This window comes from Muricoccus nepalensis (assembly GCF_006438825.1).
GTDB classification, from domain to species: domain Bacteria; phylum Pseudomonadota; class Alphaproteobacteria; order Acetobacterales; family Acetobacteraceae; genus Roseomonas; species Roseomonas nepalensis.
This window is the reverse complement of record NZ_RCZP01000002.1, coordinates 223358-244167: the sequence shown is the minus strand read 5'-3', so window position 1 is coordinate 244167 and position 20810 is coordinate 223358. Positions and strand designations below refer to the sequence as shown.

Annotated in this window: 19 protein-coding genes; 13 read left to right on the top strand and 6 right to left on the bottom strand. The window is 74.8% G+C overall.

The features are described from left to right. The first annotated feature begins 62 nt into the window (after positions 1 to 62). From cheB to EAH89_RS03340, 3 genes are read left to right on the top strand one after another with little or no spacing between them, the layout of a single operon-like run. Positions 63 to 1130 carry a chemotaxis-specific protein-glutamate methyltransferase CheB gene (gene cheB / locus EAH89_RS03350; protein ID WP_241666836.1) on the top strand — a complete coding sequence of 356 codons (1068 nt, stop codon included), beginning with the start codon at positions 63 to 65 and terminating at the stop codon, positions 1128 to 1130. Further along, complete coding sequence (locus EAH89_RS03345; protein WP_241666835.1) at positions 1127 to 2863, top strand: ATP-binding protein; 1737 nt, start codon at positions 1127 to 1129, stop codon at positions 2861 to 2863. Before cheB ends, EAH89_RS03345 begins: the two co-directional genes overlap by 4 nt. After that, positions 2860 to 4797 (top strand): response regulator, encoded by a 1938-nt coding sequence (locus EAH89_RS03340; RefSeq protein WP_338325517.1) that lies wholly within the window; start codon positions 2860 to 2862, stop codon positions 4795 to 4797. Before EAH89_RS03345 ends, EAH89_RS03340 begins: the two co-directional genes overlap by 4 nt. 9 nt (positions 4798 to 4806) lie before the next feature. Here EAH89_RS03340 and EAH89_RS03335 read toward each other — a convergent pair whose 3' ends face one another. Further along, positions 4807 to 5064 carry a hypothetical protein gene (locus tag EAH89_RS03335; protein WP_140881352.1) on the bottom strand — a complete coding sequence of 86 codons (258 nt, stop codon included), beginning with the start codon at positions 5062 to 5064 and terminating at the stop codon, positions 4807 to 4809. 266 nt (positions 5065 to 5330) lie between these two features. On the opposite strand from EAH89_RS03335, the gene EAH89_RS03330 reads away from it, so the two are divergent. The 4 genes from EAH89_RS03330 to EAH89_RS03315 are packed head-to-tail and all read left to right on the top strand — an operon-like array spanning position 5331 to position 9162. Further along, complete coding sequence (locus EAH89_RS03330) at positions 5331 to 6455, top strand: TRAP transporter substrate-binding protein (protein WP_140881351.1); 1125 nt, start codon at positions 5331 to 5333, stop codon at positions 6453 to 6455. Positions 6456 to 6492: 37 nt separating this feature from the next. After that, positions 6493 to 7041 carry a TRAP transporter small permease subunit gene (locus EAH89_RS03325; protein ID WP_140881572.1) on the top strand — a complete coding sequence of 183 codons (549 nt, stop codon included), beginning with the start codon at positions 6493 to 6495 and terminating at the stop codon, positions 7039 to 7041. A 46-nt stretch (positions 7042 to 7087) separates the two neighbouring features. Next, entirely contained in the window at positions 7088 to 8500 is a 1413-nt protein-coding gene (locus EAH89_RS03320) for a TRAP transporter large permease (RefSeq protein WP_140881350.1), read from the top strand. 5 nt (positions 8501 to 8505) lie between these two features. Further along, entirely contained in the window at positions 8506 to 9162 is a 657-nt protein-coding gene (locus EAH89_RS03315) for a GTPase (protein WP_140881349.1), read from the top strand. Here the strand turns inward: EAH89_RS03315 and EAH89_RS03310 are convergent. Continuing rightward, positions 9159 to 9887, bottom strand: a complete 729-nt coding sequence (locus EAH89_RS03310; protein ID WP_140881348.1) for a hypothetical protein — start codon at positions 9885 to 9887, stop codon at positions 9159 to 9161. The two genes, EAH89_RS03315 and EAH89_RS03310, sit on opposite strands and share 4 nt — an antisense overlap. Between EAH89_RS03310 and EAH89_RS03305 the strand changes: the two genes are divergently transcribed. Beyond that, positions 9886 to 11337, top strand: coding sequence for a GTPase (locus EAH89_RS03305; protein ID WP_140881347.1), 1452 nt, complete (start codon positions 9886 to 9888; stop codon positions 11335 to 11337). The genes EAH89_RS03310 and EAH89_RS03305 overlap by 2 nt on opposite strands. A gap of 10 nt (positions 11338 to 11347) precedes the next feature. On the opposite strand, the gene EAH89_RS03300 is transcribed toward EAH89_RS03305, so the two are convergent. After that, complete coding sequence (locus tag EAH89_RS03300; RefSeq protein WP_140881346.1) at positions 11348 to 12154, bottom strand: aspartate dehydrogenase; 807 nt, start codon at positions 12152 to 12154, stop codon at positions 11348 to 11350. Between the two features lie 156 nt (positions 12155 to 12310). Here EAH89_RS03300 and EAH89_RS03295 point away from each other — a divergent pair, with 156 nt between their 5' ends. Further along, positions 12311 to 12727 carry a response regulator gene (locus EAH89_RS03295; protein ID WP_161993462.1) on the top strand — a complete coding sequence of 139 codons (417 nt, stop codon included), beginning with the start codon at positions 12311 to 12313 and terminating at the stop codon, positions 12725 to 12727. Between the two features lie 19 nt (positions 12728 to 12746). On the opposite strand, the gene EAH89_RS03290 is transcribed toward EAH89_RS03295, so the two are convergent. After that, positions 12747 to 13577 (bottom strand): aldo/keto reductase, encoded by an 831-nt coding sequence (locus EAH89_RS03290; RefSeq protein ID WP_140881344.1) that lies wholly within the window; start codon positions 13575 to 13577, stop codon positions 12747 to 12749. A 74-nt stretch (positions 13578 to 13651) separates the two neighbouring features. Between EAH89_RS03290 and EAH89_RS03285 the strand changes: the two genes are divergently transcribed. Beyond that, on the top strand, positions 13652 to 14278 hold the full coding sequence (locus tag EAH89_RS03285) for a hypothetical protein (RefSeq protein ID WP_140881343.1): 627 nt from the start codon (positions 13652 to 13654) through the stop codon (positions 14276 to 14278). Positions 14279 to 14287: 9 nt separating this feature from the next. On the opposite strand, the gene EAH89_RS03280 is transcribed toward EAH89_RS03285, so the two are convergent. Then, complete coding sequence (locus tag EAH89_RS03280) at positions 14288 to 14998, bottom strand: TVP38/TMEM64 family protein (protein ID WP_140881342.1); 711 nt, start codon at positions 14996 to 14998, stop codon at positions 14288 to 14290. Further along, the gene (locus EAH89_RS03275; RefSeq protein WP_140881341.1) at positions 14995 to 15801 is read right to left on the bottom strand and encodes a glycosyltransferase family 2 protein; all 807 of its coding nucleotides are present in this window, start codon (positions 15799 to 15801) and stop codon (positions 14995 to 14997) included. The genes EAH89_RS03280 and EAH89_RS03275 overlap by 4 nt, the downstream gene beginning before the upstream one ends. Before the next feature lie 223 nt (positions 15802 to 16024). Here EAH89_RS03275 and EAH89_RS03270 point away from each other — a divergent pair, with 223 nt between their 5' ends. The 3 genes from EAH89_RS03270 to tldD are packed head-to-tail and all read left to right on the top strand — an operon-like array spanning position 16025 to position 20798. Next, on the top strand, positions 16025 to 17110 hold the full coding sequence (locus EAH89_RS03270; RefSeq protein ID WP_241666834.1) for a COX15/CtaA family protein: 1086 nt from the start codon (positions 16025 to 16027) through the stop codon (positions 17108 to 17110). Continuing rightward, positions 17107 to 19353, top strand: a complete 2247-nt coding sequence (locus EAH89_RS03265) for a sensor histidine kinase (RefSeq protein ID WP_161993461.1) — start codon at positions 17107 to 17109, stop codon at positions 19351 to 19353. Before EAH89_RS03270 ends, EAH89_RS03265 begins: the two co-directional genes overlap by 4 nt. After that, the gene (tldD, locus tag EAH89_RS03260) at positions 19350 to 20798 is read left to right on the top strand and encodes a metalloprotease TldD (protein ID WP_140881339.1); all 1449 of its coding nucleotides are present in this window, start codon (positions 19350 to 19352) and stop codon (positions 20796 to 20798) included. Before EAH89_RS03265 ends, tldD begins: the two co-directional genes overlap by 4 nt. Positions 20799 to 20810: the final 12 nt, after the last annotated feature.

Genomic DNA, 20810 nt, shown 5'->3' with positions numbered 1-20810 from the left:
GCGGGAGGAGAGCCGGTGAAGCAACCCCGCTGATGCGGACCGCCGAGGGGCCCGGACGCGCGATGCCCGTGCGCGTCATGATCGTCGAGGACAGCGCGGTGGTGCGCCAGCTCCTCGCGCACATCGTCTCGCGCGACCCGCGCCTCGCGCTCGCCGCCGCCGTCCCCTCGGCCGAGGAGGCGCTCGCCGAGATCGGCCGCGTGCGGCCCGACGTCGTCTCCATGGACATCCGCCTGCCCGGCCTGGACGGGCTGGAGGCGACGCGGCGTATCATGGCGGAGTGCCCCACCCCGATCGTCGTCATCGCCGACGCCGTGGAGGAGGGGGGGCTGCGTATCTCCATGAACGCGCTCCGCGCCGGGGCGCTATCGGTCGTGGAGAAGCCGCTCGGCCCGGGGCGGGAGGGCTGGGAGGCGGTGGCGGAGGCGATCTGCACGCAGCTCTTCATCATGAGCCAGGTGCCGGTGATCCGGCAGCGCCGCGCGCCCGCCCCCGCGCCGGGGAGCCCGCCCGCGGCCGCCCGCCCGGCGGCGCCCGCGGCGCGGCCGGCGGTGGTGGGCATCGCCGCCTCCACCGGCGGGCCGCCCGCCCTCGCCCGCGTGCTGGGCGCCCTCCCCGCCGGCTTCCCGGCGCCGGTCCTCCTCGTGCAGCACATGGGCGCCTCCTTCATGGAGGGCTTCGCGGCCTGGCTCGACGGGCTGGTGGCGCCCCGCGTCCTCCTCGCTCGGGACGGCGCCCGGCCGGAGCCCGGCCACGTCCACGTCGCCCCCGGCGACCGCCACCTCTCCCTCACCCCGGGCGGCCTGATGCGGGTGAGCGCCGCGCCGCCGGTCGGCGGCCAGCGCCCGGCGGCGGACGTGCTCTTCGGCAGCATGGCCCGGGTCCTCGGCCCGCGCGGCTTCGGGATCCTCCTCACCGGCATGGGGGAGGACGGGGCGCGGGGCCTCGCCGCCCTGCACGCGGCCGGCGGAACGACGCTTGCAGAGGACGAGACGACCGCGATCGTCTATGGCATGCCGGCGGCGGCGGTTCGCCTGGGTGGCGTGACGGCGGCGCTGCCGCTCGACGCCATCGGGCCGCGGCTGCTGCGGGCGATGGCGGGAGCATCGGAGGCGATGGACGGGCGGTGAGCGCCGAGACGGCATGGGAGGCGGGCGAGGCCCCGCGCATCCTGCTGGTGGAGGATTCCGAGACCCAGGCCCTCCAGCTTCGCCGGATGCTGGAAGGGGAGGGATTCTCGGTCAGCCGGGCCGGCAGCGGCGAGGCGGCGCTCGAGGCGCTGAACGGCCCCCTGCCCGCCCTCGTCATCGCCGACCACCACCTGCCCGGCATCAACGGCGACGAGCTGGTCCGCCGCATCCGCCTGAACGTCCGCGCCCGCGCCCTGCCCGTGCTCATGCTGACCGACGCCGAGGGCGGCGCGGACGGGGGCGACCTCGAGCGGCGGGGCCTCGAGAGCGGCGCCGACGCCTACGCGCCGAAATCGGCGGGGCGGGAGATCATCCTCCTCCGCCTGCGCGCGCTGCTGCGCCGGGGGGAGGGCGAGGGCGAGGCCGGACCCTCCCCGGACTCCCCCGGCGCCGGCTTCCGCCGTGCCCGGCTGCTGCTGGTCGACGACGGCCGGACCCACCGCCTCTGGCTCGGCGGCCTCCTGGCCGCGGACGGCGACCGCGTCGAGAGCGTGGACAGCGCCGGCGCCGAGGCCGCCGCCGACCGCCCGGGCGACCCCTGGGACGGCGTGGTGGTGAACCTGTCGGGCCTGCCGGGCGGTGGGCTCGACCTGCTGCGCGGGCTGGAGGCGCGGCGCCAGGCCGGCGCGGGCTTCCGGATCGTCGCCATCGACGGCAGCCGCCCCGCCCCCGCCGCCGCCTTCGAGGCCGGCGCCGACGACGTGCTGCCCGCCGAGGCCGGGGCCGAGGCCATCCGGCTCCGCGTCCGCGCCCTCGTCCGCCGCAAGCTCCTGCGCGAGGAGAACCGGCGGATCGAGAGCGCCATGCGCGAGCGGCTGCGCGAGGTGGAGCGCGCCCGCGCCGAGGCCGCCTCCGCCGAGGCCCGCGCCGCCCTCTCCGGCGCGCTCGCCCGCGCCAACGCGGAGCTGGAGAGCGCGAACCGCGCGCTGCGGGACACCCAGGGCAAGCTCGTCCAGGCCGCGAAGATGGCGTCCCTCGGCGAGCTGGTGGCGGGCATCGCGCACGAGATCAACAACCCGCTGGCCTTCATCCTGGCGCACCAGGGCACGGTGTCCCGCCTGCTGGCCCAGGTGGCGCCGCGCGTGGCGGGCGACGCGGAGGCGGCGCGGGCGCTGGAGAAGGCGACGGCCCGCGCCGATTCCATGGCCATGGGGCTGCGCCGCATCCAGGACCTCGTCGGCAACCTCCGGAAGTTCTCCCGCCTCGACGAGGCCGGCGCGCAGGAGGTGGACGTGCCCGAGGCGATCGGCACCATCCTCGTCCTGCTGACCCACAAGCTGTCCGATCGGATCGTGGTGGAGCGCGACCTCGCCGCCCCGCGCGTCCTCCGCGGCTCCCCGGCCCTGCTGAACCAGGTGGTGATGAACGTGGTGGGCAACGCCGCCGACGCGATCGAGGGCCACGGCCGGATCCGCCTGGCCACGCGCGAGGAGGGCGGGGACTACGTCATCGAGGTGAGCGACACCGGCCCCGGCGTGCCCGAGCCGATCCGCGCCCGCATCTTCGAGCCCTTCTTCACCACCAAGCCCGTCGGCGCCGGCACGGGGCTCGGCCTGTCGATCGCCTACGCGGTGGTGGAGGCCCACGGGGGCAGCATCGCGGTGGACGACGCGGCCTGGGAGGGCGGCGGCGCCCGCTTCACCATCCGCGTCCCCCGGGAGGGCGCGCCGTGACGGACGGGCCGGGCGACGGGCTGGGCGGGGCGATGGGCCCGGGAACGGGCCTGGTTCCAGGCCTGGCCGCCGGCGACCGCGCGACCGTCCTTCTCGTGGACGACGAGGCGGAGATCCTCACCGCGCTGACCGACCTCCTGGAGGAGGGCTTCGAGGTCGTCGCCACCACCCGCCCGGAGGAGGCCCTGGCGCTGCTCGCCGGCGGGCTGCGCCCGGCGGTCATCCTCTCCGACCAGCGCATGCCCGGCCTCACCGGCGACGCCTTCCTCGAGCGCGCCCGCGCCCATTCGGACGCCGAGGCGCTGCTGCTGACAGGCTACGCGGAGCTCGACGCCGTCGTTGGCGCGCTCAACCGCGGGCGGATCGCGGGCTACGCCGCCAAGCCTTGGGAACCCGCGGCGCTGCTCGCCATGGTCGGCGCCGCGCGCGACCGGCACGACCTCCGCCGGGCTCTGGAGGCCGAGCGCGCCCTCCTGCAGGGATTGCTGGAGAACCTGCCCGACCAGCTCTCCTTCAAGGACGCGCAGGGCCGCTTCATCCGGCTGAACGCCGCCAAGGCCGCGGCGCTGGGCCTGGAGCCGGGCGCCTGCCTCGGGCGGCGGGAGGAGGACCTCCTCTCCCCAGAGGCGGCCGCCGGCCTGGCGAAGGCCGAGCGGGACGCCCTGGCCGCGGGCACGGCCTCGGCGCTCGCCGAGGCGCCGCCCGGCCCGGACGGGCAGCCCCGGTGGCTGCACACCAGCCGCGTCGCCCTCGGCGCCGGCGTGCTCGTCACCATCGCCCGCGACGTCACCGAGGCCCGGCGCCTGGAGACACGGCTTCGCCAGGCCGACAAGATGCAGGCGCTGGGCACCATGGCCGGGGGGGTCGCCCACGACTTCAACAACCTGCTCACCGCCATCCTCGGCAGCCTGCACCTCGCGGGAAAGCGCGTCGGCGACGAGCCGGGGCTGCGGCGCCTCATGCACAACGCGACCCTCGCGGCCGAGCGGGGATCGGCCCTCACCCGGCGGCTGCTCTCCTTCTCCCGGCAGAACGAGCTCGCGCCGCGCCGCGTCTCGGTGAACCGGCTCATCCTCGGCATGGGCGACCTGCTGGCCCGCACCCTCGGCACGCCCCCGGGCGGGGCGCTCGAGCTGCGGCGCGACCTCGCGGCCGACCCGGGCGCCGTCCGCGTGGACCCCGACCAGTTCGAGCTCGCGCTCATCAACCTCTGCATCAACGCGCGGGACGCCATGCCGGAGGGCGGGACCATCACCCTGGCGACCGCCGACGCCCCCATCGGCCCCGACGAGATCCCGGAGCTGCCGGCCGGCGCCTATGTCCGCGTCTCCGTCGCCGACACCGGCACGGGCATGCCGCCGGAGGTGCTGACCCGCGTGCTGGAGCCCTTCTTCACGACGAAGGAGGTCGGCAAGGGCACGGGGCTCGGCCTGCCGATGGTCTATGGGCTGGTGCGGCAGTCCGGCGGCGGGCTGGCGATCGACAGCGTGCCCGGCAAGGGCACCCGCGTCTCGCTCTACCTCCCGGCCGCGGCAGCGGGCGACGAGGAGAGCGTCCCGCCGGGTGACGGCACGGCCCGGGCCTGCGCGCCCGCCCGGATCCTGGTGGTGGACGACGACGCGACCGTGCGCTCCGTGACGGCCGGCTTCCTGTCGGACCTCGGTCACGAGATCCTGGAAGCCGCGGACGGCGAGGCGGCGCTGCGCCTGCTGGAGGGCGACGAGGGCGTGCGGCTGATGGTGGCGGACTTCGCCATGCCGCGCATGAACGGGGCGGAGCTGTCCGAGCGAGCACGGGCGATTCGGCCGGGCCTGCCGATCTTGCTCGTCACGGGCTACGCGGAGCTCGGGGCGCTGTCGCCGGGCATCCCGGTCCTCCAGAAGCCCTACCGCCAGGGGGAGCTGGCGGAGCGGGTCGGGCTGCTGCTCGGCTGAGCGGCGGCCTCAGCGGGCCTCGGGCATGCCCGCGGCGTCCGCCGGCCCCGGGTGGAGGGCCTCCGCGCCGCCGGAGAGGGCGGAGCCGGCGAGGGCCGCGATCTCCCGCAGGGCGGCCAGCGTCAGCGGGACCTGGGTCATGCCGCCGCCATCGCCCTGCAGGTTCAGCGTGACGCCGGCGGGTCCCTGCAGGAGGGAGGCGGAGTGGATCGGCGGGAGGGCGCGGGGCTGGGCGGGCCGGAAGCTGTTGGCGGCGGAACCAGGCATCGGGGGAGGGAACCTCGTTTTGGGTTTTCACCGGATCTTCCGGCCCGCACAGCTTTCCTGAGTCTGCGTAAAGGAAGAGTGAACAGGACGGGCTGGGGCGGCCCTGCCCGCTGGAAGGCGCCCCCGCTGCGCGCCCGGGCTGGGGAAGACGTGATATGTTTCGTTACCCCAACGCACAGTGAGCGCTAGGCAGCGGCTCCCACTGGGATTAAGGGGCGTTCTGAAAGGCCCGCATGCGACGGGCCCAGCTGGGAGACGAAGACCGAATGAACCGACGTCGATTCGTCGCGGGGGCGCCGCTTGCGGCTGCCGCGGCCACCACGCTTGCGGCCCCCGCCATCGCCCAGACCATGCCCGAGCTCCGCTGGCGCATGGCCTCGTCGTTCCCGAAGAGCCTCGACACCATCTACGGCGCCGGCGAGCACGTGGCCAAGCGCGTGGCCGCGCTGACCGACAATAAGTTCCAGATCCGCACCTTCGCCGCCGGCGAGATCGTGCCCGCCTTCGGCACCGTCGACGCCGTGCAGCAGGGCACGATCGAGTGCGCCCACACCGCCTCCTACTACTTCGTCGGCAAGGACCCGACCTTCGCTTTTGATGGCACCGTGCCCTTCGGCATGAACTTCCGCCAGCTCAACGCCTGGTTGAACGCCGGCGGCGGGCACGAGGTAATGCGCGAGTTCTTCGAGGGCTACAACATCGTCTCCCTCCAGGCCGGCAACACCGGCGCCCAGATGGGTGGCTGGTTCCGCAAGGAGATCCGCAACGTCGAGGACCTGAAGGGCCTCAAGTTCCGCATCGGCGGCTTCGCGGGCAACGTCATCCAGAAGCTCGGCGCCGTGCCGCAGCAGATCGCGGGCGGCGACATCTACGCCTCGCTCGAGCGCGGCACGATCGACGCCGCCGAGTGGATCGGCCCCTACGACGACGAGAAGCTCGGCTTCAACCGGGTCGCGCCCTTCTACTACTACCCGGGCTGGTGGGAGGGCGGGCTCAACCTGTCGCTCCACATCAACAAGGCGAAGTACGACGAGCTTCCGGCGATCTACAAGGAGACGCTGAACAGCGCCTGCCGCGACGCGACGATCGAGACGATGGCGAAGTACGACGCGCAGAACCCGCCGGCGCTGCGGCGCCTGCTGGCAAACGGCACGCAGCTCCGCCCCTTCCCGCGCGACGTGATGCAGGCCTGCTACCGCGCGACCTTCGAGCTCTACGACGAGACCGCGGCCGCCAACCCGCGCTTCAAGAAGGTCTACGACCACTTCAAGGCCTTCCGCGACACCCAGCTCCAGTGGTTCCGCGTGGCGGAGAACTCCTACGACAGCTTCGTCTACCTCATGCAGGCGCAGGAGCAGCAGGCGCCGGCGGGGGGCCAGCCGCGGCGCTGAGGCCGGGCTTGCCAGACAGTAAGGGATACGAGTGACGATGAAGCCCCTGCTCGCCTTCAGCCGGGTCGTGGACAGCGTGAACGCGCTGTTCGGCCGCGCGGCGGACTGGATGACGTTGCTGGCCTGCGCGATCAGCGCCGGCAACGCCACCGTGCGCTACGGGCTTTCCTACTCCTCCAACGCCTGGCTGGAGGTGCAGTGGTACCTCTTCGCCGGCATGGTGATGCTGGGGTCCTCCTACACCCTGTTCCGGAACGAGCACGTCCGCGTGGACATCCTCTACGGCAGCCTCGGCCAGCGGGCGCGGCTCTGGGTGGACATCCTGGGCATCATCGTCTTCCTGCTTCCGGCGATGCTGCTGCTGGCCTGGATGACCTGGCCCTTCTTCGTCGACAGCTGGCAGCGGGGCGAAGGCAGCCAGAACGCGGGCGGGCTGATCCGCTGGCCCGTGAAGCTGATCCTGCCCCTCGGCTTCCTCATGATCGCGCTGCAGGGGCTGTCGGAGCTCATCAAGCGGATTGCCCTCCTGCGGGGCCTCAAGCCCGCGAGCGAGGCCGTCGTGGACTACGAGCGGCCGCTCCAGTGAGCGGGCGGCGCGCGACCCACCAGACCGATATCGGACAGGACTTTCCATGAACGCGGACTATATGCCGCCGCTGATGTTCGGCGGGCTGGTGGTCTTCCTGCTGATCGGCTTCCCCGTGGCCTTCTCGCTGGCCGCGGTAGGGCTGTTCTTCGGCTTCATCTCGATCGAGCTCGGCTTCTTCACCACCGCCTATCTCGGCAACCTGCCGCTGCGCGTCTTCGGCACGCTGTCGAACGACCTCCTGCTGTCGATCCCCTTCTTCACCCTCATGGGCGCGATCCTGGAGCGCTGCGGGCTGGCGGAGGACCTGCTGGAGGGCACGGGCCAGCTCTTCGGGAAGATCCCGGGCGGCCTGGCCTACGCCGTGATCCTGGTGGGCGCGGTGCTGGGCGCCATCACCGGCACCGTGGCCGCCTCCGTCATCGCCATGGGCATGATCAGCCTGCCGATCATGATCAAGTACGGCTACGACATGCGGATCGCGACGGGCGTGATCGCGGCGTCGGGCACCATCACGCAGCTCATCCCGCCCTCCCTCGTGCTGATCGTGCTCGGCGACCAGCTCGGCCGCTCGGTGGGCGACATGTACGCGGGCGCGATCGGCCCCTCGATCCTGCAGATCGTGCTGTTCATCCTCTTCATCGTCGGCGTGTCGATCTTCGCCCCGCACAAGGTCCCGCCCCTGCCGGACGAGGCGCTGGGCACCCGCGGCTGGCCGCTGATCTGGCGCGTCGCGAAGGGCATGGTGCCCTCCATCGTCCTCATCTTCCTCGTGCTCGGCACCATCTTCATGGGGCTGGCCACCCCGACCGAGGCGGGGGCGATGGGCGCGGTCGGCGCCGTGGTGCTGGCCGTCGCCAACGGCCGCTACACCTGGGCGCTGCTGCGGGAGGCCATGGGCAACACCATGCGCATTACCGCCATGGTGATCTTCATCCTCCTCGGCGCCACGGTCTTCTCGCTCGTCTTCCAGGGCGTGGACGGAAGCATCTGGCTCGAGCACATGATGTCGGGCGTACCGGGCGGGCAGGTCGGCTTCCTCATCTTCGTCAACATCTTCGTCTTCTTCCTCGCCTTCTTCCTCGACTTCTTCGAGATCGCCTTCATCATCGTGCCGCTGCTCGCCCCGGTCGCGGCCAAGCTGGGCATCGACCTCGTCTGGTTCGGCGTGCTGCTCTGCATCAACCTGCAGACGAGCTTCATGCACCCGCCCTTCGGCTTCGCGCTCTTCTACCTGCGGGGCATCGCCCCCAAGACCGTCCTCTCGCGCGACATCTACTGGGGGGCGATCCCCTGGCTGCTGCTGCAGGTCGTGCTGGTCGGCGTCGTCATCCTCTGGCCGGAAAGCGTGACCTACTGGATCGACAAGGGGAACGGGGTGGACCCGAGCACCGTGCGGATCGAGGTCCCGATGCCGGACACGGGCGACGAGGAACCGCCGCCCTTCAACTTCCGCTAGGATCCATGGCGGGATTGCTTGGCAAGGCCTGGGGCGCGCTTCGCGGCGCCGTCCCGGGCCTTCTTCGTTCCCGGGCCGGGACGGCGGCCCCGGACTGGGCGGCCGCGCGCGGGCGCATCCTCCTCGTCGGCCCCACCGGGGCCGGCAAGAGCACCCTGGTGAACGCCGTCCTCGGCGAGGGCACCGCCCCAGCCGGCGCCGGCGCGCCGGTGACGGCCGGCACCACTTGGTACGGCGAGGCCTCCCCCCGGCCGCTGGCCCTCGGCGACACGCGCGGGCTGGAGGCGGCCGCGAGCGAGGCGCAGGTGGCGGCCTTCGAGGCCTCCCTCGCGGCCCTGCCGCCCGAGCGCCGCCCGCACCTCGCCTGGCTCGTCATTAACGCGGAGGGCGGGCGCGCCTTCGCCGGCACGGGCACGCTGGCGGGGCTCGCGGCCTCGCTGGAGGCGGCGGGCATCCCGGGCCTCGTCGTGCTCACCCACGCGGAGCCGGGGCCCGAGGGCCACGCGCGGCTCCGCGCCCGGATCGCGGAGACCATGCCGGGCGCGCCGGTCGCGGCCGTCAACAGCCGCCCCCTGCTCGGGGAGGACGGCGCGGTGCTGCTGCCCGCCCACGGGGTGGAGGCACTGCTCGCGCTCTCCCGGCCCTTCCTGCCGCCGGCCTAGGGCGCCAGGCCGCTGCCGCGAAAGGGCAGCATCAGCAGCTCCCACCAGGCCATGTGCGCGACCCCGTAGAGCCCCGCCTTCCACATGAGGGCGGAGCGGAAGCCGAACATCACGACGAGCATGGGCAGCAGGCCCAGCGCCGCCGTCCAGAGCAGCTCCCGCCGCACCGCCTTGCCCAGCGCGTCGGCCAGCGCCAGCGCCACCCGGTCGCGGTCGTCCTGGTAGACCAGCCGGGCCGCGCGCAGGCCGAGGCGTGGGATGAGGGAGGCGGCGCGGCCGACCTCCTCCATCTTCGTCTCGAGCAGCGTGATCGCGTGGCGGGCGAGGACGAAGAGGGCGAAGCGGAAGACCGGCGCGCCGCGGAGCAGGAACAGCGCCCGCGCCAGCGGCCAGGTGGAGACGAGCCCCCGCGCGAAGTGGACGAGGTACCACATCAGCACGGCGCCCGCGGCGGCGATCGCCCAGCTCACGCTCGGCAGGTAGGGTGCGACGAAGGCGAGGGCGAAGAAGATCGCGGTGACGGAGATGGCAACCAGCGCCTCCTCGGCCACGTAACGGAACACGGCGTTGCCGATGAAGGCCTCCACCGCCGGCTCCAGCTCCGCCGCCAGCTCCTTCTCGCTTCCCGCGAGGAGGGCGGCGATGAGGGAGGCGCTGCCGCCCTCGTGGCCGGGGGCGTGGAGGGCCGGGGCGGCCGCGGGCGGGGGTTGGACGGAGAGGGACATGCTGGGCAGACTCGTCGTGATGCTTCGCAGGCCCGTCAAGGTCGACCCGATCGCCGCCGCCCTGGAACACGCCCGCCACGCGGTGGCCGGCGGCGACCCGCTGCCCCTTCTTCTCCTTTGCACGCGGCCGGAGCGGGCGGAGATCGCGGCCGCCGCCCGGCTGGAGGACCCCGACCCGCTCGCGCTCTCCACCGCGCTGCGCCCGATGCTGGTGGAGGGGGCGGACGCGCCGCCCGGGCTGCTGGCGCTGCTCACCGCGCTCCGTGTCCGCAAGCTCTCGGCGCTCGGCGACCGGGCCGCGGTGGTGCGGGGCTTCACCCGCCCGGCGCCGCGCCGCGGCACCTGGGTGGGCCGCCTGCTCGGCCGGGGGACCACCCTGCTGGACGACGCGGTGGCCGCGATCCCCGGCGTGGAGGACCGGCTGGCGGGGATGCAGCGCTGCAACGTGCTGCTGGCCGGGCGCTCGGGCGCGGGCAAGAGCACGCTGGTGAACGCCGTCTTCGGCCGCGTGGTGGCCGAGACCGGGGAGGGCGCGCCCGTCTCCAGCGCGGCCACCTGGTACCGCCACCCCTGCGCGCCGCTCCACCTCGCGGACACGCGCGGCCTCGAGCCCGGCGCCTACCGCGAGACGAGCGAGGCGGTGAAGGCGGAGCTCACCCGCCTGGCCACCCTGCCGGAGGAGGAGCGGCTGCACGTCGCCTGGCTCTGCGTCGACGTCGCCGGGGAGCGCGTGGAGCCCGCGGACCAGGAGCTGGCGCGCCGGCTGGCCGCGGACGGCGTGCCGGTGATCCTCGTGCTGACCAAGGCCTGGGGGGAGGACCGCCTCTCCGCCGCCGCCCGCGCCCTGGTGCCCGAGGCGGCGACGGTGCTGCGCGTGGTGGCCGCCCCCCGGCTCTTCCCCGGGGGCGCGAAGGTGGAGGCGCGCGGGCTGGAGGAGCTTGTCGCCGCCACCGTCGCGGCCCTGCCCAAGGCGCGGCGCGCGGCGGCGGCGGCGGCCAACCTCGTCGCCCTCGCGCCCAAGATCGCGGAGGCCGAGGCCGCCATCGCCGCCCACGCCAAGGCCGCGGCCGCCCTCTCGGCGACGCCCATCCCCTTCGCCGACGCCGCCCTCCTCTTCGGGCTGCAGGCGAAGATGATCGTGGACGTCACCGTCCGCATGGGCACCCCGGCCGAGGAGATGCCGCTGAAGGCCGTCGCCGCCGCCCTGATCGGCCCGGCCGCGGCGGGGATGGGGGGGCGGGTCGCGGCGCGGGCGGTCGGCACGTTGCTGAAGTTCGTGCCGGGGGTGGGCAGCGTCGCCGGCGGCGCGGTGAACGCGGCGGTGGCCTACGGCCTCACCAGCGCGCTCGGCGCCGCCTATCTCGCCTTCCTGAAGGACCGCTGGGCGGTGCTCCAGCGCCCGCCCACGCTGCAGGAGGTGGTGGCCTTCCTCGGGCGGTTCCGAGGATAGGGCCGGCCGGTCAGGTCCCGACCCGAAGCGGCGCGCCCATCTTGCGAAGGCAGGCCACGACCGAGAGCGCGGTGATGCGCCCGGTCTTGGGGTTCTCGCTCGGGATGTTCTCGATCGACATCGCGAAGCTGGCCGAATCCGCCTCCACCTCGATGCGGTGCGTGTTGCGGGTGAGCGCCGGGTCGGCCCAAATCTCGAGTTCCGTCCGGTCCGGCCCGATCCCTGCCAGCGACAGCGCGACCGCCACGTTCAGGTTCGCGGGGAAGCCGACCGCGGCCTCGCGCGGCGTGCCCCGGAAGACCCGCAGCGGCTCCCGGATATCCTCGATCGCGATGTCGTTCTCGACGAGGTAGGGCGCGCCCACCAGCCCGCGCACGGGCTTGCGCGTGACCATGCGGACCGAGTGGATCACCCCCTCCGCCGCGGCCGCGACGGCGTCGAGCCCGATCAGCGCGCCGGTGGGCACGGTGATCTGCCCGCCGTGCTCGCGCGCGAGGTCGATGAGGTGCCCCGCCCGCAGCAGCGCGCCGGCGCTGAGCACGACCACCCCCTTCCCCGCTCGCAGGAAGGGCTCGGCGATGGCCGGGAGGAGCGCGGCGGGGGCGGCCTCCACCACGAGGTCGGCCAGCGGCTCCAGCCCTTCCAGCGGCACGGCGGGGACCCCCTCGGGAAGCCGCGCGCGCGCGGCGTCGAGGTCGCGGGCGGAGACGGCGGCCAGGCGGCAACCCGGCAACCCCGCCTGGAGCGCCGCGACGACGGCGGTGCCCACCGCCCCCAACCCGGCCACGGCCACGCGCAGCGGCGCCCTGCTGGTCATGCGACGTCCCTTTCCCGATGCGCCCGCAGGGAAGCCGCGCCCGCGCGGGCGCGCAAGGCACCATTGACGCCCGCCTCCCGCCCCCCATCTCCTGCCGCGCTTTCCCCCGGTGCCGAACGATCTTCCCTCTCGGACGTTATGAGGGCGGAGGGTTCCATGAATTTGCGCGAGCCAGGTTTCGACGTGGTGGTGCTCGAAGACGACGACCTCGTGCGCGATGTCCTCACGGACATCATGGAGGCGGAGGGCTTTGCCGTCTGCCCCGCCACGAATGTCGGCGAGGCGATGGCGCGCCTGGCCGCGAGCGATGGCTGCAGCCTTCTCCTCACCGACATCGACCTCGGCCCGGGGCCGAGCGGCTTCGAGGCCGCGCGGATGGCGCAGGAGAAGCACCCCGGGCTGCCCGTCATCTACCTCACCGGCCGCCCGTCCCACGGGAACGGCCGGGAGTTCGGGCCGCGGGAGCGCTTCCTCCGCAAGCCCTTCCGCACCCGCGAGCTGGTGGACGCGATGCGCAGCCTCGGCGTGAACCCGCCCGAGGCCCCGCGCCTCTCCTGCGCGGGCGGGCGCTGACTGGCGCCGCGCCGCGCGGCTAGAGCATCGCGAGCGCCGCCTTGCGGCGCGGCGGCGGGAAGGCGGCGTCCAGCTCCCGCAGGTCCTCCTCCGAGAGGGCGATCCCCGTGGCCCGCGCGTTCTCCCGGAGATGCGCGGGGTCGCTTGCCTTGGGGATGGCGATCACCCCCTCCCGCCGCAGCACGAAGGCCAGCGCCGCGGCGGCCGGGCCCACCCCGTGCCGCTCCGCCACCCGCCGCAGCGCGGGGTTGCGCAGCAGCCGGCCGCCCTGCCCGACCGGCGAGTAGGCCATCACGGGCATCCCCCGCCCCGCGCAGAAGGGCAGCAGGTCGAATTCCGGACCGCGCGCCTCGAGGCTGTAGAGGACTTGGTCCGTCGCGCAGTCCGGCAGCGCGGCGCCGAGCTCCTCGAGGTCGTCCACGTCGAGGTTGGACACGCCCCAGCGGCGGATCTTGCCGGCGCGGCGAAGGGACTCGAAGGCCTCCACCGTCTCGGCCAGCGGCACGCCACCGCGCCAGTGGAGGAGGTAGAGGTCGACCGCCTCCACGCCGAGCCGCCGCAGGCTTGCCTCGCAGGCCTTCGCCATGCGGGCGCGGGAGGCGTTCTGCGGGTAGACCTTGCTCACGATGAAGGCCTCGTCCCGCCGCCCGGCCACGGCCTCGCGCACCACCTCCTCGGCGCCGCCGTCCGCGTACATCTCCGCGGTGTCGATCAGCCGCAGGCCGAGGTCGAGGCCGAGCCGCAGCGCGCCGGCCTCGGCCGCGCGGTCGGCGCCGCGCTCCCCCATGTGCCAGGTGCCCTGGCCCAGCGCGGGCACCTCGGTGCCGTCGGGGAAGCGGATGGAGCGCATGCGGGGGTTCTCCGGGCGGGCTGGTTCACGCGATCGCGGGGCGCGGGGGCGGGGCGCGCGTGCGAAGGTGGGGCATGCGCCGCCTCGTCGCCACCCTCGCCCTGCTCGCCTCCCCCGCCCTCGCGCAGGGCGGGCCGCGGACCGAGACCTTCGGCCCCTGGCTGCTCACCTGCGCGACCGACCGCATGACCGACCGCTCGGAGTGCCGGATGCTGCACAGCCAGCCCGTGCAGCCCGCCTCCGCCGGCCTCGCCCCCCTCGCGCTGGAGGTCGCGGAGCGCGGCGGGCGGCTGGTGCCCGTGGTGGTGGCGCGGGAGCTCTCCCTGGAGGGCGCGGCGCGCGGGGCGCTCGCCCTCGCGGGCACGGTCCAGCTTCGCTTCCCGCCCAGCCCGCTGTTCGAGTTGCCCTGCGCGCTGGAGGGCCGCTCCGTCATCTGCGCCCCCCGCGCGGCGGACCTCGCCCGCGCCGCGGCGGAGCTTCCCGGCGCGGCGCGCGTGCTGGTGCGGGTCACCGGCCCCCTGGTGCCCGAGGCCCAGGCCATGGTGGAACCGGCGGAGCTGCGCCTCTCGGACACGCCGGCGGCCCTTGCCCGCTTCCGCGCCCGCCAGCCCGAGGGCACGGCCCCGCCGCCCGAGCCCTCGCTCCTCTGGGAATTGCTGGACCGGCTGATGGGCCTGGCGGGCGCGCCGGAGCGGCGCTGAGGCCGCTCCTCAGTCCACCGGCGCCTCGCGCCGCAGCAGCCAGGTCCCGAGCGCCACCGAGACGACGAAGAGCGCGCCGCCGAGGACGAGCTGCGCGGTGCGGTCCACCGCCACGCCGTTGCCCAGCAGCACGAAGACGAGGGTCTGCGGCAGGTAGCCGAGGGCCGAGCCCGCGAGGAAGGGCAGCGGCCGCACGCCCGAGAGCCCCGCGAGGAGGTTGAGCGCGAGGTTGTTGCCCACCGGCAGGAGCCGCAGCGCGAGGGTGGCGCCGAAGGGGCTGGCGACGAGCCGGTCGTGCACCGGGCGCAGGCGCCGGCCGAAGCGCCCCTCCAGCCGCCGCGCCGCCCAGTCCCGCCCGAGCAGCCGCGCCCAGCCGAAGGAGGCCGCGCAGCCGAGGACCTGCGCGACGAGCGCGAGGGGCGTGCCGATCGCCGCGCCGAAGGCGTAGCCGCCGAGGAAGGCCACCCCCTGCCGCGGCAGCCCCGCGGCCGCGGCGGCGGCGCCGGCGAGGAGGAAGAGCGCCTCCCCCTGCAGCCCCTGGCCGCGAATCCAGTGGTCCACCCATTCCGTGCCGGTCTCGCCGCCCGGCGCCAGGCCGAGGGAGCGGATGACCCAGCCCGCGAGGCCGAGCCCGACCGCCAGCAGCGCCAGGCGCCCGGCCGCGGCCAGGGCCGGGCGGGAGGCGGCGCCGGGCGCGGGGGGCGGGGCCGTGCGGTTCATGCCCTCCCCTCCGGCGGGGGCGCCTCCTCGAGCAGCAGCCGCGGGCGCTTCCAGCGGCGCTGGAGCCAGATCATGCCGAAGAGGTCCACGATCCCGACCGCCAGCCGGTCGAGCGTGCCGTAGTTGGAGACGCCGCGCACCCGCGGGCGGTGCCCCACGGGCTCGCTGACCACCCGCCCGCCGCCGCGCAGCACGAGGGCGGGCAGGAAGCGGTGCATGTGGTCGAAATGCGGGAGGGCGAGGAAGAGGTCGCGCGGGAAGACCTTCAGGCCGCAGCCGGTGTCGGGGGTCGCGTCGCCCAGCAGCCGGGCGCGCACGCGGTTGGCGACGCGGCTCGTGAAGCGCTTCGTCGCCGTGTCCTTGCGCGTGGTGCGCCAGCCTGCGACGAGCGTCTCCGCCCCCTCGGCCCGCGCGCGCGCCCAGAGGCGGGGGATGTCGGCGGGGTCGTTCTGGCCGTCGCCGTCCAGCGTCGCGATCCAGGGCGCGCGGGCGGCCCGCACCCCCGTCACCACCGCCGCCGACTGCCCGCAGGAGGCGGCGTGCCGCAGCAGCCGCACGGGCGCACCCGCCGCCGCCGTGGCGCGCACCGCGCCCGCGGTGTCGTCGGAGGAGCCGTCGTCCACGTAGACGATCTCGTGCGGCACGCCGGCCAGGGCGGCCGTGATCTCGCCGACGAGAGGGGCGATGTTCGGCGCCTCGTTCCGCACGGGCACGACCACGCTGATGGAGGGGCCCTGTCCGGGGAGGACGGGTGAGGCGGGGCCGGAAGCCGGGCTGCCGGGCAGGGAGGGAGGCAGGGACATCCGGCGGCGGGGGGTAGCAGGGGCCCGGGGGCGCGTCCAGCGCGCCTGTCACCGGGCCGTGCCGCGGGCACGGGCGGGGCGAGGTGGCGGGCACGCAAGGCTTACCGGCCGCGCGCGCCCTGGTCTTTCACGGCGCGCGGTGCCACCCACTCTTGCCGTCGGGGCCGGCACGTCCTTCTTTGTGGGTGCAGCCCCGCCCCGTCCACCCAATATGCCGGACGCCATGCCCTTCGACGCCCACGCCCCCTATCTCAGCACCGCGGCCGCGCCCGATCGCCGGTCCCGCGCCGTGGCCGTCTGGCTGCTCGTCGTCGCCGCCATGGTCTGGGCGATGGTGGCCCTCGGCGGCGCCACGCGGCTGACCGGCTCGGGCCTCTCCATCATGGAATGGGCCCCCTTCCGCGGCACCCTGCCGCCGATGAACGAGGCGGAGTGGAACCGCCTCTACGACCTCTACCGCACCATCCCGCAATACGAACTGGTGAACCGCGGCTTCGGGCTGGAGGGCTTCAAGGGCATCTTCTGGCTCGAATGGGCGCACCGCTTCTGGGGGCGGCTGATCGGCCTCGTCTTCGCGGGCGGGCTGGCCTGGTTCTGGCTGAGGGGGGCCATCCCGAAGGGCTACGGGCGGCGCCTGGTGCTGCTTCTCGTCCTCGGCGGCCTGCAGGGGGCGGTGGGCTGGTTCATGGTCGCCTCCGGCTTCGAGGCGGACCGCACCGCTGTCTCCCCCTGGCGCCTCGTCATCCATCTCGGCCTCGCGCTGCTGCTCTTCGCCGTCCTTCTCTCGACCGCGCTGTCCCTGCTGCGCCCGCGGCGCGACGCCCCGCCCGAGGCGGCGCCGCTGCGGCCGCTCGCCCACGCCACGGCGGGGCTGGTCGTGCTGGCCATGCTGGCGGGAGGCTTCGTCGCGGGGCTCCGGGCGGGCTTCGACTACAACACCTTCCCGCTGATGGACGGCCGCCTGGTGCCGGAGGGCTACGCCGCCCTGTCGCCCTTCGGCCGCAACCTAGTGGAGAATATTGCCGCCGTTCAGTTCAACCACCGCTTGCTGGCTACCCTGTCGGGCGTCGCCGCCCTAGTCTTGGCGGCCTTGGCGCTCGCGCGCTTGCCCCAGGGCGCGGCGCGGCGGGCGTCGCTTGGCTTCGCGGGGGTGGTGATGCTGCAGTATGGCCTGGGCGTGGCAACCCTGCTGAACGTCGTGCCGGTCTGGCTGGGAACGCTGCACCAGGGCGTCGCCGTCGCGGTCCTCGGCGGGGCGATCATCCTCCTGCACAGCCTGCGCCGGCCCCGCCCGGCGATCCGGGAGTGACCGCCCTTCCCTGCCGCGACAACCCGCCCTGGGTTGTGCTCGACAGCCTGCCCGCCGGCGTCGCGGTCTACGACGCCGCGGGGCGCCTCTCCTACGCCAACGCCGCCTTCTGGGCGCAGGCCGGCGAGGCCGCGCGCCCGCTTCCCCCCGGCACCCCGGTGGCCGAGGTGGCGGCGCTGATGGCGCGGGCCGGCCACTACGGGACGGAGGGTCCCGACGACCGGCGGGAGGCCGTCGCGGCGCTCGACCGGCGCCGCGTCTACCGCTTCCTCGCCTGCAACGCGGCCGGCCGCTGGCACGAGATGACGAGCACGCCCCTGCCCGGCGGCGGGTCGCTCAGCCTCTCGATGGACATTACCGGGATCCGCCGCTCCGAGGCGGAGGCGGTGGAGCACGCCGCGCTCCTCGAGGCCATCCTCGACCGCCTCGACACCGGCGTCTCCGTCAGCAACCACGCGGGCCGCCTCACCTACTTCAACCGCGCCTACGACCGGCTCATCAGCACGGAGCACGGCGCGATCCGGCTCGGCATGACCCGGGCGGAGGTGTTCGAGCACCTGCGCCGCGCGGGTGAACTCGACCGCATGACGCCCGAGGAGGTGGCGGACCTTCCCCTCCGCGGCGTGCGCGAGACGAGCGTCTTCCGGCGCGAGCGGCCGGACGGCTCCACCCTCTGGATCCGCGCCCGCCCCGTGCCCGAGGGGGGCGTCCTCACCGAGGTCGGCGACGTCACCGCCCTCCGCCAGGCCGAGCAGGCGGCGCAGGAGCGCGCGGCGCTGCTCGACGGCGTGCTCGCGGCCCTGCCCCACGGCGTCTGCGTCTACGGGCCGGACCGGCGGGTGCGCATGGTCAACGCCGCCTACCAGAGCATCATGGCCGGCGCCGAGGTCGCGATCGGCGAGCACCAGCGCGACATCTTCGCCCGCCGCGTGGCCGAGGGCGAGTTCGGCCCGGAGCGCGACCCGGCGCTGGCCATGCCGGCCGAGGGCCTGGACCACCCCGAGGCCTACGAGCGCACGCGCCGCCGGCCCAACGGCACGCTCGTCTCCGTCCGCCTCGTGCCGTTGCCGGACGGCGGGCAGGTGGTGGTGATGACCGACGTGACCGCCCTCACCCACGCCGAGGAGCGGGCGGAGCGGCGCGCCGCGACCCTGCAGGCGATGCTCGACAACCAGCCGGACGGCGTCGCCCTCTTCGACGCCGAGGGGCACCTGATCGCCGCCAACGCCCTGGCCGCCCACATGACGGGGCTCACGGTCGAGCAGATGAAGCCCGGCACCCACCTGCTCGACCTGCGGCAGTTCCAGGTGGCGGCGAAGGAGTTCGGGCCGGACGAGCAGGACGCGCGAAGCTTCGTCGCCTGGCGCGGCGACCGCCCGCTCGAGACGCGCAACCGCTACATCCGCCGCCGCCCGGACGGCACGATCTTGGAGGTCCGCACCGACCTCACGCCGGACGGCGGCTTCATCCGCACCTACCGCGACGTGACCGAGGAGCGCCGGGTCCGCGCCGAGCTGGAGGCCGCGCGCGACGCGGCCGAGGCGGCGTCCCGTGCCAAGTCCGGCTTCCTGGCCACCATGACGCACGAGCTGCGCACGCCGCTGCACGCCGTGATCGGCTTCTCCGAGGCCATCATCGAGGAGCACCGGCTCGACCTCATCCGCGACCACGCGGCCGAGGTGCTGAGCGCCGGCCGGCAGCTCCTCGGCCTCGTGGACGGGCTGCTGGAGGCGACGCGGATCGAGGCGGGCACGCTCGCCCTGCGGGGCGCCGTCTTCGACCCGGCGCCGGTCCTCCGCGCCGCGGCCAACGCCCGGCGCAACGCGGCGAAGGAGGCGCGGGTGGACCTCGTCCTCGACGTGCCGGACCGGCTGCCGCCGATGCGGGGCGACCCCACCCGCTTCGGCCAGGTGCTCGACGCCCTGCTCTCCAACGCCGTGAAGTTCACCCAGCCCGGCGGGCGCGTGGTCCTGGCCGGCGCGCCGGCCGAGGGCGGGGGAAGCGCGGTCAGCCTCACCGACACGGGCATCGGCATGGCGCCGGAGAGCATCCCCCGCGCCTTCGAGGCCTTCACCCAGCTCGAGGCCGGGCTCGACCGCCGCTACGCCGGCTCCGGCCTCGGCCTCTATCTGGCCCGCGCCATCGCCGAGGCGATGGGGCTGGGCCTCACGCTCGAAAGCATGCCCGGCCTGGGCACCACCGCGAGGCTGGCCCTGCCGCCGGCCGAGGAGGCACCGACATGAGCTCCGCGACCCACCACGACACCCCGCTCGACGCCACCGCCCGGCTCTTCTTCCGCGAGCTCGACAGCGGCGAGGCCGCCCGCATCACCGCCGACGCCCTCTCGGGCGCGGAGGACGGGGAGCTGTTCCTGGAGTACCGGGAGAGCGAGATGCTGAGCCTGGAGGACGGCCGCATCCGCTCCGCCACCTTCGACACCCAGCGCGGCTTCGGCCTGCGCGCGGTGCGGGGCGCGGCCGCCGCCTACGCCCATGCCGGCGAGGTCAGCGCGCCCGCGCTCCGGCGCGCCGCCGCCGCCGTGCGCGGCCTGCCCGGCGAGGGGGCGATCCGCGTGGCCGAGCCGCCGCGCGCGACCAACGCCCGGCTCTACGACGCCGCCAACCCGCTGCACGCGATGGACTTCCCGGCCAAGTCCTCCCTCCTCGCCGAGATCGACGCCTTCGCCCGCGCCCGCGACCCGCGCGTGGTGCAGGTGATGGCCTCGCTCTACGGCGAGTGGCAGGCCGTGCGGATCCTGCGCGGCGACGGGCGCGAGGTGGCGGACCTCCGCCCCCTCGTGCGGCTGAACGTCTCGGTCGTCGTGGAGGCGAACGGGCGGCGCGAGACGGGCAGCCACGGCATGGGCGGCCGCTTCGGCTACGACCGCGTCCTCGGCGAGGCCTCCTGGAAGGCCGCGGTGGACGAGGCGCTGCGCCAGGCCTTGCTGAACCTCGGCAGCGTGCCGGCGCCGGCCGGGGAGATGGAGGTCGTGCTCGGCCCGGGCTGGCCGGGCATCCTCCTGCACGAGGCGATCGGCCACGGCCTCGAGGGCGACTTCAACCGCAAGGGTACCTCGGCCTTCGCGGGGCTGATGGGCCAGCGCGTGGCCTCCAAGGGCGTGACGGTGGTGGACGACGGCACCATCCCCGACCGGCGCGGATCGCTGACCGTGGACGACGAGGGCACGCCGTCCGGCCGCACCGTGATGATCGAGGACGGCATCCTCACCGGCTTCATCCAGGACCGGCAGAACGCCCGCCTCATGGGGGTCGCCCCCACCGGCAACGGCCGCCGCCAGAGCCACGCCCACGCGCCGATGCCGCGCATGACCAACACGGTGATGCTCGGCGGCGACCATGCCCCGGAGGAGATCATCCGCAGCGTGAAGCGCGGCCTCTACGCCGTGAACTTCGGCGGCGGGCAGGTGGACATCACCTCCGGCAAGTTCGTCTTCTCCGCCTCCGAGGCTTACATGATCGAGGACGGGAAGATCGGCGCCCCCGTGAAGGGCGCGACGCTGATCGGCGACGGGCCGAGCGCGCTGACCCAGGTCTCCATGATCGGCAACGACATGGCGCTCGACGCCGGCATCGGCACCTGCGGCAAGCAGGGCCAGGGCGTGCCGGTGGGCGTGGGCCAGCCGACGCTCAAGATGCGGGGCCTGACGATCGGCGGCACCGCCGTCTGATCCGCGGCCGCG